This window comes from Streptomyces sp. NPDC002181, assembly GCF_042890485.1.
Lineage (GTDB): Bacteria > Actinomycetota > Actinomycetes > Streptomycetales > Streptomycetaceae > Streptomyces.
Map to the genome: position 1 here is coordinate 236,650 of NZ_JBIASC010000011.1, position 12,110 is coordinate 248,759.

Annotated in this window: 10 protein-coding genes and 1 tRNA gene; 5 read left to right on the forward strand and 6 right to left on the reverse strand. The window is 71.5% G+C overall.

All coding sequences use genetic code 11. The features are described from left to right. Window positions 1-9: 9 nt before the first annotated feature. Together ACFYXV_RS25585 and ACFYXV_RS25590 are read right to left on the reverse strand one after the other, a co-directional pair. On the reverse strand, window positions 10-885 hold the full coding sequence (locus tag ACFYXV_RS25585; RefSeq protein WP_389384124.1) for an FAD binding domain-containing protein: 876 nt from the start codon (window positions 883-885) through the stop codon (window positions 10-12). 143 nt (window positions 886-1,028) lie between these two features. Beyond that, a complete protein-coding gene (locus ACFYXV_RS25590) occupies window positions 1,029-1,763 on the reverse strand; it encodes an SDR family oxidoreductase (protein ID WP_389384125.1) in 735 nt (244 codons plus the stop codon). Window positions 1,764-1,834: 71 nt separating this feature from the next. Between ACFYXV_RS25590 and ACFYXV_RS25595 the strand changes: the two genes are divergently transcribed. Then, window positions 1,835-2,782, forward strand: a complete 948-nt coding sequence (locus ACFYXV_RS25595) for a LysR family transcriptional regulator (RefSeq protein WP_389384126.1) — start codon at window positions 1,835-1,837, stop codon at window positions 2,780-2,782. A gap of 250 nt (window positions 2,783-3,032) precedes the next feature. Continuing rightward, window positions 3,033-3,105, forward strand: a tRNA-Arg gene (locus tag ACFYXV_RS25600). Between the two features lie 176 nt (window positions 3,106-3,281). Here ACFYXV_RS25600 and ACFYXV_RS25605 read toward each other — a convergent pair. From ACFYXV_RS25605 to ACFYXV_RS25615, 3 genes are all read right to left on the reverse strand, one after another. Further along, window positions 3,282-3,485 carry a hypothetical protein gene (locus ACFYXV_RS25605; RefSeq protein ID WP_351779666.1) on the reverse strand — a complete coding sequence of 68 codons (204 nt, stop codon included), beginning with the start codon at window positions 3,483-3,485 and terminating at the stop codon, window positions 3,282-3,284. 107 nt (window positions 3,486-3,592) lie between these two features. Continuing rightward, window positions 3,593-5,587: an MFS transporter gene (locus tag ACFYXV_RS25610; protein WP_389384127.1), complete on the reverse strand. Its 1,995-nt coding sequence runs from the start codon at window positions 5,585-5,587 to the stop codon at window positions 3,593-3,595. 144 nt (window positions 5,588-5,731) lie between these two features. Further along, window positions 5,732-8,533, reverse strand: coding sequence for a hypothetical protein (locus tag ACFYXV_RS25615; RefSeq protein WP_389384128.1), 2,802 nt, complete (start codon window positions 8,531-8,533; stop codon window positions 5,732-5,734). Window positions 8,534-8,696: 163 nt separating this feature from the next. Here ACFYXV_RS25615 and ACFYXV_RS25620 point away from each other — a divergent pair, with 163 nt between their 5' ends. The 3 genes from ACFYXV_RS25620 (at window position 8,697) to ACFYXV_RS25630 (ending at window position 11,104) form a co-directional block, all read left to right on the forward strand. After that, window positions 8,697-9,443 (forward strand): GPP34 family phosphoprotein, encoded by a 747-nt coding sequence (locus ACFYXV_RS25620; RefSeq protein WP_383337886.1) that lies wholly within the window; start codon window positions 8,697-8,699, stop codon window positions 9,441-9,443. A 338-nt stretch (window positions 9,444-9,781) separates the two neighbouring features. Further along, the gene (locus ACFYXV_RS25625; protein WP_383337884.1) at window positions 9,782-10,666 is read left to right on the forward strand and encodes a helix-turn-helix domain-containing protein; all 885 of its coding nucleotides are present in this window, start codon (window positions 9,782-9,784) and stop codon (window positions 10,664-10,666) included. 225 nt (window positions 10,667-10,891) lie between these two features. Beyond that, the gene (locus ACFYXV_RS25630; protein ID WP_048474551.1) at window positions 10,892-11,104 is read left to right on the forward strand and encodes a DUF397 domain-containing protein; all 213 of its coding nucleotides are present in this window, start codon (window positions 10,892-10,894) and stop codon (window positions 11,102-11,104) included. A 149-nt stretch (window positions 11,105-11,253) separates the two neighbouring features. On the opposite strand, the gene ACFYXV_RS25635 is transcribed toward ACFYXV_RS25630, so the two are convergent. After that, window positions 11,254-12,105, reverse strand: a complete 852-nt coding sequence (locus ACFYXV_RS25635) for a hypothetical protein (RefSeq protein WP_385474897.1) — start codon at window positions 12,103-12,105, stop codon at window positions 11,254-11,256. Between the last annotated feature and the right edge of the window lie 5 nt (window positions 12,106-12,110).

Consider the following 12,110-nt stretch of genomic DNA (forward strand, 5'->3'; position numbering starts at 1 on the left):
CCGCCGGGCTCACGGGGCTCCGCGGCCGCGGTACTCCTCCCAGGTCCACAGGAGCTGGCGGCGGGCCAGGACGCCCACGGCGTGCCGGCGGTACTTGGCTGTGCCGCGCACGTCGTCGATCGGGTTGCAGGCCGCGGCGGCGAGATCCCCGAACTGCTTGACGACCGACGGGGTGATGGACGTACGGGACTCCCAGAACCCGCCCTCGTCCAGGGCCGCGGCCAGGAACTCCTCGGCCGTCTTCGCCCGGACCGGCGTGGGCGCCGCCGAGCCGATGCCCGTACGGACGCTGCGGGTCCGCGGGTGCAGGGCCAGGCCGAAGGCGCAGACGGCGATGACCATGGCGTTGCGGGTGCCGACCTTGGAGAACTGCTGCGGCCCGTCGGCCACACGGACGTGCACGGCCCTGATCAGCTCGTCGGGGGCGAGGGCGTTGCGCTTGACCCCGGTGTAGAAGTCGTCGATCGGGATCAGCCGGGAGCCCCGTACGGACTCCACCTCGACCTGCGCCCCGGCGGCGAGCAGCGCCGGGTGCGCGTCACCGGCCGGGGAGGCCGTACCGAGGTTGCCGCCGACGCTGCCGCGGTTGCGGATCTGCGGGGAGGCGACGGTGTGCGAGGCGAGGGCCAGGCCCGGGAGCGGCGTCCGCAGGTGCTCCATGATCTGCGTGTACGGGACGCAGGCGCCGAGCCGTACGACGTCCTCGCCGGTCTCCCATTCCCGCAGCGCCCCGATGCGGTTCAGGTCCATGAGGTACTCCGGCCGGCGGTGATCGAAGTTGATCTCGACCATCACGTCGGTACCGCCGGCGATGGGCACGGCGGCGGGGTGCTCGGCCTTGGCGGCGAGCGCCTCCTCCCAGCCGGCGGGACGAAGGAATTCCATGGGAGTCCCATGGACCGAGGTGTCCGCCCCCAAACCGAATCGACCGCATTTCCCCCGGCCACCCCGCTCACCACGCCCGCTCGGGCCGGGGGTGCGGAGCGCCGCCGCCGGCGGGCTACGGGTGGAGACGGCGCGGCAGGGCGTCACCAGGGAATCGGGCCGTCCTCGGCCAGAAGGGCGCCCGTCGGGCCGTCCTCGCCCGCCGTCGCCAGGTCGACCGCGACGGCCGCGCCCTCCTCCGCCGTGCGCATCCCGCTGTGGCGGTTGAGGTCGGTCGCGCAGTAGCCGGGGCTCACCGCGTTGACCAGGATCCCCTCGGCGCGCAGTTCATTGGCGTAGAGCACGGTGATCGCGTTCAGCGCGCTCTTCGAGGTGCAGTAAGGGAGGAGGATCGAGTAGTAGGCGGACCACGGGCTGCCCGGGTCGGCCATGTGCGTGAGGGAGCCGAGTTCGCTGGACATGTTGACGATGCGTGCGGCGGCGGAGCGGCGGAGCAGGGGGAGCATCGCGTGGGTCACCGCGATGACGCCGAACACGTTGGTCTCGTAGACCTGCCGGACGGTGGCGGCGAGGGCTTCACTCGGCTTGTTCGGTTCGGTGGCGATCGCGGCGTTGTTGACGAGGATGTCGAGGCGGCCGAACGTGGCGTCGATGTGCTCGGCGGCGGCCTGGACCGAGGTCTCGTCGGTGACGTCCAGCGGTACAAACCGTACGTCGGCGCCGCCCGCGCGAAGCTCCTCGGCCGCAGCCTCGCCACGCTCGGCGTTGCGGGCGCCGATCAGCACGGTGATGCCGAGAGCCGCGAGCCTGCGCGCCGTTTCCTTGCCGATGCCCTTGTTCGCACCGGTGATCAGTGCGGTCTTCTGCGAAGTCGTCATGGCACCCAGCCTCCCCTCACCCACGGGCGGCAGGGAAAGACCAGAAGGCTCTGGATCTATAGTCCACGGATATGAGTGAGCTAGAGGTGCGGGAGCTGAGGTACTTCATCGCGGTCGCCGAGGAACTGAACTTCAGCCGGGCCGCGCAACGCCTGGGGATGGCGCAGCCCCCGCTGTCGAAGGCGATCGCTCAGATGGAGTCCCGGCTCGGGGTACGCCTGTTGGAGCGCACCACCCGGCAGGTGAGGCTGACCGACGCCGGTCAGGTGCTGCTCGACCAGGCCCGGATCGCGGTCGACGCGGTGCACGCGGCGGCCCGGCGAGCACGCCGCGCCGGCCAGCAGACACCCCAACTCGTCGTGGCGGTCAAACCGGCGGGCGATGCCGGGCTGTTGCGGGAGATCCTCGCCGCCTACCGGGGAACGGGTCCGCATCTGCCGCCGCCCGAAGTCGTGGTCGGCGGCAGCGGAGAGCCGATCGCCATGCTGCGGGACGGCCGTGCCGATGTGGCGCTGCTGCGCAGCCCGTTCGACGGCCGAGGACTGGATTCCCAGACGCTCGTGGTCGAGCCGCGACTGGCCGTCCTCCCCGCCGCGCACCGCCTGGCCGGACGCCGGCGACTGCGGCTGAGCGACCTCAAGGGCGAACCGGTCCCGCGCTGGAAGGGAGCGGCCCCCTCCAACACCGCCTACTACACAGGACGCGACGGGGCGGAAGCGGGCGATGGCCACACGGACTTGGCGCCGGCCGACACTCCTGAGGGGCCGCTCGTGGCCAGCGTCGAGCAACTCCTGGAGGTGGTCGCGCTGGGCCAGGCGGTGGCGTTCCTGTCCCTCTCCACCACCGAGCGGCACCAGCGCCCGGACATCGCCTACCGGCCGGTCACGGGCCTCAGCCCCAGCGCGGTCGTGGTCGCCTGGCCGGAGACCTCGCGATCCCCGGCCGTCGCCGCCTTCGTCCAGGCCGCCCACGACGTCGCCGCCCACCACCCCGACCACATGGCCGCACTGGCCCACTGAGGGCCGCCCCCCTCACCCTCCCCCGCCATGGGCATGCCGCCTCGTCTTCCACGTCACGACAATCCATGCGACCACTCCCAACACGATCCGCTAGGCTGTCAGCGGTCAGACGACTACCAGGCGTGTGCCCGGGAAAGTGTCCGCGAGGGCATCTCCACCCGGGTGTGCGAACGTCATCTGAGCAGCACGTTTGTCGAGGCAGGTCGCGCGATCCCCCTGGGGTTTCCGGCAACGTCTCCGACAAGCCCCCGCCTTCGTAGCTCAGGGGATAGAGCACGGCTCTCCTAAAGCCGGTGTCGCAGGTTCGAATCCTGCCGAGGGCACAGTGGAGAAGGGCACCCGCCGGAGTCGGCGGGTGCCCTTCCGTGTGCGGGGGGAGCGTCAGGCGATCAGGTCCGCGTAGAAGACGACGTTGTTGGTGCGGTGGGAGCCGCGCGAAAGCCCTCCCGGCCGAAGCCGGGAGGGCCGGGACGTGAGACGCGCGTCCTGGGTCTCGGGATCAGCTCAGGCCTCTGCTGCGTTCACCGATGCGGTCACCCTGCGGAGTACCGGCCCGCTTCAGGGCCGCCTTGGTGTGCGCACCGCCCTTGACCTTGCTCCGCACCAGCCCGTCGAAGCCGTGGCCTGCCGGGCGCGGCGGCCGATCCGGCTCCTGGGCCTGGAAGGCCTCTCGGAAATCCTGCCTCTGCTGCTCTTTGCTCATCCCGTCGTCAACTCCCTCGGGAAGCACCCAATCGGACTATTGGGATCGTATGCAGATATATGGAGCAACGCACCCGGACCGGGGGTAAAAACTCGCGATCAAGCCGGTCAAGGGCGCGGGGCAGCCGCACGCTCCGGCTGCCCCGCCAGCCGCCGGGTCAGCTCCTCCGGGCACGGCGTCCCCCGCGGGAGCTGGTACTTCGCCGCCACCCGGTACACCCCCGGCCCCGGCGCCAGCAGCTCCGTCCACACGTCGCCCGCCGTGTCCGGAGCGGCCTTGAACAGGCATCCCGCCGTGTTCGCGTATTCCTTGCCCAGCGCGCCCGAGCCCGCGCCCCCGCCGCGCGCCTTCGACGCGAACGTCTCCTGCGGGGGCGGCACCGGCTTGCCCTCCCCGTCCACCAGCCCCAGCCACGGCGAGTGCGGGATCCGTACGAGCACCCGCCCGGCCGCCTTCACGTCCACGACCAGCTGGTCCGCGCCCGCCCGCACCACCGTCGCCGGCCCGGACACCAGGTCCGTCGGCCGGTCGACCTTGAAGAGCCGCCAGTTCCGGTCGCCCCACACCTGCTCCAGGTACGGGAGCCCCTCGCGCACCAGCTTCGCCTCGTCCTCGCCGCCCGAATCGGGTTTGTCGGCCGGCAGCACCACGTAGTGCACGGCCCAGCGGTCCAGCCACTCCCGGTAGCTCTCGGCGGTGAGGGTGTCGTCGTAGAAGAGCGGGTTGCGCTCCAGGTCGGCCTGGCGGTTCCAGCCGCGCGCGAGGTTCACGTACGAGGGGAAGGCGGAGGACTCGCGGTGGCTGCTGGCGGGCACCACCTCGACCCGGCCGCGCGCCGCGTCCGCCTTCTTCAGCTGGTCGACCAGCGGGGCCAGCTCCCGGTTCCAGGCGGCCACCGGGGTGGTGCGGACGATGTCCGTGATGCTGTTGGCGGTGATCCAGACGTTGATCCCGATGAACGCGAACAGCACCGCGTACCAGTGCCGGCTGCGCGGGACCGCGTACGGGAGGGCCGCGAGCAGCACGGCCGCGCCGAACAGCATGACCAGCCGGGTGACGTTCGAGCCGACCTGCGAGTCGATCGCCCAGGTCAGCAGCACCCCGAAGGCGTACACGGCGGAGGCGATCCGGACCGTCTTCCACCGCTTCGGTACGAGGAACAGGATCGCCAGCCCGAACACGAACGGCGGCGCGGCCGAGCCCAGCTTCATCGGCTGCGTCCCGGAGAACGGGAAGAGCCAGGCCGACAGCCCGACGACCGCCACCGGGGCGAGGCCCAGCGCGTACGCCCCCGGGCGCCGCCGGCTCAGGAACAGCGCGGCCGCGATCACCCCGAGGAAGAGCCCGGCGACCGGGCTGGAGGCGGTCGCGAGGGCGGCCAGCGGGGCCGCCGCGGCCGCCTTGGCCCAGCGCCGCTCCGCCCATTTGCGGGGCCAGCAGAAGACGACGGCGACCGCGGCGAGCGCGAACATCGCGCCGAGCCCGAAGGTGACCCGGCCGGACAGGGCGTTGCACAGCAGCCCGTACACGCCCGCGAGGGCCGGCCACAGCGGCTCGCGGACGGTGCGGCGGCTGCGGGTGAGGATCAGCGCGAACAGCCCGGCCGAGACCGTACCGGCGACCATCATCGTGGTCCGCACACCGATCATGTACATCACGTACGGGGACACCACGCTGTACGAGACGGGGTGCATGCCCCCGTACCAGGCCAGGTTGTACGCCGAGTCCGGATGGCGGCCGACGAACTCGGCCCAGGCGTCCTGCGCGGCCAGGTCGCCGCCGCTGTTGGCGAAGCTGAAGAACCAGATGACGTGCAGGAGGGCGGCCACGGCGGTGGCGACGAGCACGGGGTGGCGGCGGAGCCGGCCGAGGAAGCGCGAGACCACGGGGGCGGTGTCGTCGGCCGCGGGGGCGCCGGCCGGCGCCGGGGCGGGTGCGGCGGCCGGGGCGGGTGCGGGATCCGGGGCGGGTGAGGCGGGTGAGGCGGCCGGGGCGGGTGTGAAAGCCCCTATGCCGCCGGGTGCGGCCTCGGGCACGTCGCCTCCGCCGGCGGCTTCGGACGCACCCCGGTCTCCCTGGCTCTGCTGCTCAGCGGTGGTCACTGCACTACTCCCCGGATTCCCCGGACTCCCCGGGTTCACCGGAGCTTCGATCGAACTTCTGCATGCCGTTCCCGGCTCGCTAGACGCGCGGCGGCGCCCCGGGGTTGCCCGGGGCGCCGGAATCACGCGGTATCGCGGGGGCGATCAGCCGACACGGGTCAGTTTGCTGCCGATGCCCGGCGCGGCGAGGTCGCTCTGCAGCGCCACCGGCACCTTCACCTGGCTGGCCCCTTCGCCGACGGTCAGCGCGCCGATCTCGGTGCCCGCCTTCGCGGTCTGGGGCAGCTTGCCGTCCCCGGCGGCGAGCTTGACGTTGACCGTGAGCGACGGCCAGCCGACCGCCTCCACGTCGGCGGTGGCGACGACCGGGGTATGGCCGCCGAGACCGTCGTCCACGTACCCGACGACGTCGCCCTTCTTCACGACGGGGGCGTTCACCAGCATCTTCTGCGTGGCCAGCATGACCTGCTTGCTGGCCGCGATGGCGGTGTCGAGGATGGGCACGCCGTACTGGCCGAGCACCGCGCCGACGATCAGCTGCCTGGTCTTGCCGACCTGCTTCTCGGCGGCGAAGAGCAGGTTGCCGCCGGCCTTGGTGGTGGAGCCGGTCTTGATGCCGAGCGCGCCGTTGCCCGGGATGAGGGTGTTGTAGTTGCGCCACTTCTTGCCGTACTGGTCGGTCCATTCCGGCAGCTTGGTGATCGCGACCAGCTCCGGCATCTCCACGACCTTGAGACCGAGCTTGACCTGGTCCTCGGCGGTGCTGACCGTCGTCGCGTCCAGACCCGAGGGGTCGGTGTACGTGGTGTTGGTCATGCCGAGTTCCTTGGCGGCCTCGTTCATCTTCTTGACGAACGCCTCCTGGTCGCCGCCGGAGTCCCAGCGCGCGAGCAGCCGCGCGACGTTGTTGGCCGACGGGATCATGATCGCGGCAAGGGCGTCGTACTCGTTGATCTTGTCGCCCGCCTTGAGCGTGCCGACCGTGGACTCGCCCTCGGAGCTCTTGGCGCCGTCGTCGACCGCCGTCTGGTCGATGTCGATCAGCGGACCCTTCTCACCCTTCTTGAGGGGGTGGTTCTTCAGGATCACGTACGCCGTCATCGTCTTCGCGACGCTGCCGATGGCGACCGGCTTCTGCTCGCCGAAGCTGCCGACCGTACCGAGGCCGGCGGCGGCCATGTACGCCTGGCCCTCCTTCGGCCAGGGCAGGACCGGGTTGCCGCCGTCGAAGGTGTACGAGGACTTCGCGGTCATCGTGAGCTTCGGCTCGGGCAGGGGGCGCACGAGCTGGACGACGGCCAGGATGATCGCGACGAGCGCGACCAGCGGGGCGTAGATCTTGAACCGCCGGACGGCCGTGCGCATCGGGCTCGGCGGCGGAGGCGGGTTGTTGGTGAGGTCCGCGAGCATGTCGAGCGGCGGCTTGGGAGGCAGCGGCTGCTGCGTGGTCCGCTCGGTCCGCTCGGGTACGGGGGCGGGAGCGGGGGCCGCCGGGGCGGCCTTGGCCGGAGCCGGAGCCGCCGGGGCGGCCGCCGGGGCGGGCTTGGCCGGAGCCGTTGCGTCGTCCTTGCGCAGCGGGACGAACGTGCTGGCCCGCTCCCCGCCGACCGCCTTCGGCGGCACGGGCCGGGAAGCGGCGGGCTTCTGCGAAGCGGGGTCCGGGGCCGCTGCCGGGGCCGGGGCGGAGGCGGAGGCCTCGGCGTCCGGCTTGACTGCGCGGAACACGGCGGTGCGCTCGCTGTCGGCCGCCTCGCCGGAAGCCTTGCCTGCGGTGCCGGATCCGGAATCCACCTTCGGGGCCCGGAACACGGCAGTGCGCTCACTGTCCGCGGAGCCCTTGCCGGCATCGGCAGAGCCTCGCCCGGCGCTCCCCGGCTTCACGGCCCGGAACACAGCGGTGCGCTCGCTGTCGTCCGCCGAAGCGGAACCCGGCTTCGCGGCCGGGTCATCGGCGCCGGCCGAAGCGGAATCCGCAGAGGGCACGGCAGAGCCGCCCCGGGCGGGTGCCGAACCCGGCTTCACGGCACGGAAAACGGCCGTGCGCTCACTCTCGTCCGCCGACGCGTCGGAAGCGGAGGGCTTGCCCGCGCCGGACTCCGAAGCGGAGTCTGCGGGCTTCCCCGCCGGGGCGGGAGCCGAACCCTGCTTGGCGGCCGGGGCATCGGCGCTGGCCGAAGCGGAATCCGCGGAAGAGGCGGACGAGCCGCCCTGCGCGGATGCCGAAGCCGGCTTCACGGCACGGAACACGGCCGTGCGCTCGCTCTCGTCCACCGAAGGCCCGGCCGTCGGCCCGGCCGTCGGCTCGGCCGACCCGTCGGCTGCGGGCGCCTTGGCCGCGCCGGACGCCGAAGCGGAATCCTTACCCGCAGCACCGGAACCGGAGGCCGTCGCAGGGCTCCGCTCGCCGTCGGCCGGCTTCCCGGCGGCGGATGCCGGGGCATCCGTACCGCTGCCCGGCCTCACGGCCCGGAAGACCGCGGTCCGCTCGCTGTCGCGCGCCGGCTGCTCGGCAGCGTCGCCCGGCTTCGCGGCGGCGGGCGACGCTGCGGGCGCGTCGGTCTCGCCGCTCTCGTCGGTCTCGCCGCTCTCGCCGCTCTCGCCGGGAGCCGGGGCGGAGGCCGCGTCCGCTTCGGTGTCCGCGTCGGTGTCCGCACGCGCGTCCATGTCCGCGTCCGCATCCGCATCCGCATCCGCGTCGGAGTCCGCGTCGGAGTCCACCCGACCGGAGGACTCGGCCTCGTCCTCGGTCGTGGCCACCCACGCCGCCACCGCGTCGCGCAGCGGGTCGCGCTTCTCGCCCGCGCTGCCCGACTCCGGTTCCCGCGGCCGGAACACCGACAGCCTCGGGTCACGCTCCGCGGAGGACATCGCCGCCCCCGACGCTCCTTCATCAACCGACTTGTCGGGGGACTCGCCCGCCACCAGTTCCTCCTCGATCGCCACCACGTCCGGCTGTCCGAATGTCTAACAGTGTCCCGTCTAGGGAGCATCGCCCCCGTGCCAGACGAGAACGACATAGTTGCCGGTTCCCCCGCAAAACGACCAGGCGCTCTCGACAGATGAATGTGAGAGGCGTCACCCTGTCACTCATCCACGCGGGGAGGCATGGATGGGCAGGAGCCGCAGAACAATTCCGGAGGAGCTTCTGCTGCTCGCTTTGGACCCGACCACGGGTACCACGGCGCAGCCGCAGTCGCTCGACCTCGGCCTGGCCGGGGCACAGCTAGTAGAGCTGGCTCTGGCAGGACGGATAGCCCCTGACGGGGATCGTATCGCCGTGGTGATGCCACGGCCGACAGGAGATCCGACTCTGGACTCCGCACTGGAACTGCTGCGCAGGCGCGGCAGCCCGGTACGGGCCGTCCACTGGATCGGTGGACCCCGGCTGGGGCTCCGCCAGATTTACCTCGCTCATCTGGAGCGTTGCGGCATGGTGCATGCCGTCGCGGGCCAGATGTGCGGAGTGCTGCCGACGACTCGCTACCAGGCGACCGACACGGCGATCAGCCGGGAGATCCGTGCCCGGCTCGACAGTGCGATCCGCACCGGCGTACCGCCGGACCCGCGGACCGCGGCGCTCGCCGCACTGGCCCACGCGGTCGGACTCGGCAAGCACCTGTACCCCGGCAACGAGGGGCGGTCGTCCAGATCCCGGCTGCGGGATCTGATCCGGCACGACCCGATGGGCGGTCTCGTGGCGCATGCCGTCATGGACGTCCAGAACGGTGCGGCGGCGCAACCGCGCCGCGACCGCGCACCGGCGGCCCCGCCGGCCGCCCGGGCCACGGCGAACGGCGTACCGATGCAGGCGCGCCGGACGGGCGCGATGGCACGCGCCGGCGTGGCCGCGCACTGATCCGTCCGACCGTCCCACCGGTGGTCCCGATCCACCTGATCGACCCGATCGACCCGATCCACCCGATCGGCCAGCACCACCGGACCGAACGAACTTCGGCTCCGCGGCTTTACCGATTCACCGCTCCACCGAACCGCCATCGCCGCAACCGGCGTCCCCGATGACCCGGTTCGGGAGCCGCCAGCGCGCGGGACGGCGGGGCCGGTCCGCCGGCCCCGCCGTCCCGCGCGTCTGCATTTCCGGGCCGTTCTCCGGCGCCGCCCCGCCCTTCGGTGGCAGTCTGCTCACCATCAGACACGCAGAGAGACAGAACAGAAGAAGGCGGAGGTGCCGTTCAAGTGGCGTCCAATGTCAATCCCACCGTCCGACGCCGCCGACTGGGCATGGAGTTGCGCAAGCTCCGCGAAGACAAGGGCATGACGGCCGAACAGGTCGCCGAACGCCTGCTCGTCTCCCAGTCGAAGATCAGCAGGCTGGAGAACGGCCGCCGTTCCATCAGCCAGCGCGACGTCCGCGACCTGTGCGACGTGTACGAGGTCGAGGACCGCCGGCTCGTCGACTCCCTCATGCAGATGGCCAAGGACTCCCGCCAGCAGGGGTGGTGGCACGCCTTCGGCGACATCCCGTACAGCGTGTACATCGGCCTGGAGACCGATGCCGCCAGCCTGCGCACCTACGAACCCCAGATGGTGCCCGGCCTGCTCCAGACCCCGGAGTACGCCCAGGCCCTCATCCGCGGCGCGCTGCCCGAGACCGCTCCGGTCGATGTCGAGAAGCGCGTACAAGTGCGCATGCACCGGCAGAAACGGCTCTCCGAGACGGACAACAACAATCCGGACGTCGGTCCGTTGCGGTTGTGGGCGGTCATCGACGAAGCCGCGCTGCGCCGGCACGTGGGAGACCCCCAGCTGATGATCAAACAGCTGGAGTACTTGATAGAGCAGTCCGAACAGCCGTACATCACCGTGCAGGTGATGCCGTTCTCGATGGGCGCCCACCCGGGCGTGAACGGCCAGTACGCGATCCTGGAGTTCCCGGACGCGTCGGACTCGACGGTGGTCTACATCGAGGGCGTGACGAGCGACCTGTACCTGGAGAAGGCCAACGACGTCCAGAAGTACAGCGTGATGTACGAGCACCTGCGCGCCCAGGCCCTCAACGTGGAACAGACGCGGCAGTTCATCGCCGAGATCATCGGCGAGTACGCGGGCAAGGGGCGGTAGAAGCAGAGAACAGGGTAAAAGGGGAGAAAACCGGGCAGGTGGCGAGGGAGGCCGGTACGGTACACCGTCACTCCCCAGCCACAGAAGTCCTGAATGGAATATGCCACTCGGTCGGGTGAATGACCCCTTCACCTGTCCGGAGGTGCCGGTAGCGTCGATCACGTCGGTCAGGGAAGCGAAATGGCCGACACCTCACTGGCACAACTCGCTGAACCGGAGAGAAACATGGCTATTCGTCAGGGCGCCACGGACAACTGGATCAAGTCCTCCTACTCCGGCGGAAACGGCGCTTGCGTCGAGGTCAAGTCCCCGGTCGTGGAGGCCATCGCGGTCCGCGACTCGAAGGTGCAGGACGGTCCGTCCCTCACCTTCGCGCCCGGTTCCTGGACCTCCTTCGTCGCCGACGTCACCGAGGGCCGGCTGGGGCGCCTCGCCTGAACGTCACGGCGTACGGCCCCGCCGCCCCCTCCTCTGCATCACGCGCCACGACTGCACCACCAGCACCACCTGCACCACTGACTGAAGCCCTCTCGACTGGCCCGCCGTCCCGGCCGAGGGGGCTCGGCCATGTCCGGATCCGGATCCGCCTACCGGAGCTCCCCCACGTACCGGTCCGTCCCCGGCACCGTCGGGATGAACGGCGCCACCAGCTCCACCCGCCCCAGCCCGGCCTCCGCCACCTCGGCGTCCAGGCCCCGGAACCGGTCCCAGCAGGTGCGCGGATCGGCCTCCAGGAACCACAGCAGCGTCAGCCGGGTGTCGACCCCCTCGACCTGCTTGACGTACGTCATCCGGTCTCCGGGCAGCGGAGTCGGCCGGAAGACCGTCACCATCGCGGCCGGCGATCCGTGCAGCCGCTTCGGCAGGGCGCGCGAGCGCAGCCACTCCAGCAGCTCCGCCCGCTGCTCGGGGCCGTCGGCGTCGACGACCTGGAGGACCAGGCCGGAGTACGGGTGGTCGAGGGCGTGGAAGTCCCGCGGGCCCGCCGCCCCGTCGCGGTAGACCGTCGCCTCGTGGTCCTGGAAGGACGTGAACACGTGGGTGCGGTCCTGGTAGACGCGGCCGTCCCGGTTCAGCCGCTTGTTGATGCCGACCGTCCACTTCATGTGCTCGTCGTAGCGGCCCTCGGTGACCCAGTACGTGGAGATGTAGCAGCCGGCGGTGACGGGCTGGGCGACGGCCGACTTCTCCGGGTAGCGCAGCTCCTGGAGCTCGCGGGTGGCGACCCAGCGGCGGCCCGCGTACATCCAGGGCATGGCCATGGCGCCGGCGTAGTAGTGGTCGTCCTCGTACCAGCGGTTGTACGCGTACTCGTGGCCCGGATGCGGCTCCACCATGGTGATCAGCGCGTGGCCGGGGCGGACCCCGTACGGGCCGACGGCCGCCAGCGCGGCGTAGTCCTCGGTCCGGGCGTCCTCGCGGTGCTCGTGTGTCGTCATGCCCA

Bases quoted from the DNA above. Each gene is read 5' to 3' on its own strand.
- ACFYXV_RS25585 (WP_389384124.1), bottom strand. From the start codon at position 885: ATGGAATTCCTTCGTCCCGCCGGCTGGGAGGAGGCGCTCGCCGCCAAG.
- ACFYXV_RS25635 (WP_385474897.1), bottom strand. From the start codon at position 12,105: ATGACGACACACGAGCACCGCGAGGACGCCCGGACCGAGGACTACGCC.
- ACFYXV_RS25630 (WP_048474551.1), top strand. From the start codon at position 10,892: ATGGCTATTCGTCAGGGCGCCACGGACAACTGGATCAAGTCCTCCTAC.
- ACFYXV_RS25595 (WP_389384126.1), top strand. From the start codon at position 1,835: ATGAGTGAGCTAGAGGTGCGGGAGCTGAGGTACTTCATCGCGGTCGCC.
- ACFYXV_RS25590 (WP_389384125.1), bottom strand. From the start codon at position 1,763: ATGACGACTTCGCAGAAGACCGCACTGATCACCGGTGCGAACAAGGGC.
- ACFYXV_RS25605 (WP_351779666.1), bottom strand. From the start codon at position 3,485: ATGAGCAAAGAGCAGCAGAGGCAGGATTTCCGAGAGGCCTTCCAGGCC.
- ACFYXV_RS25620 (WP_383337886.1), top strand. From the start codon at position 8,697: ATGGGCAGGAGCCGCAGAACAATTCCGGAGGAGCTTCTGCTGCTCGCT.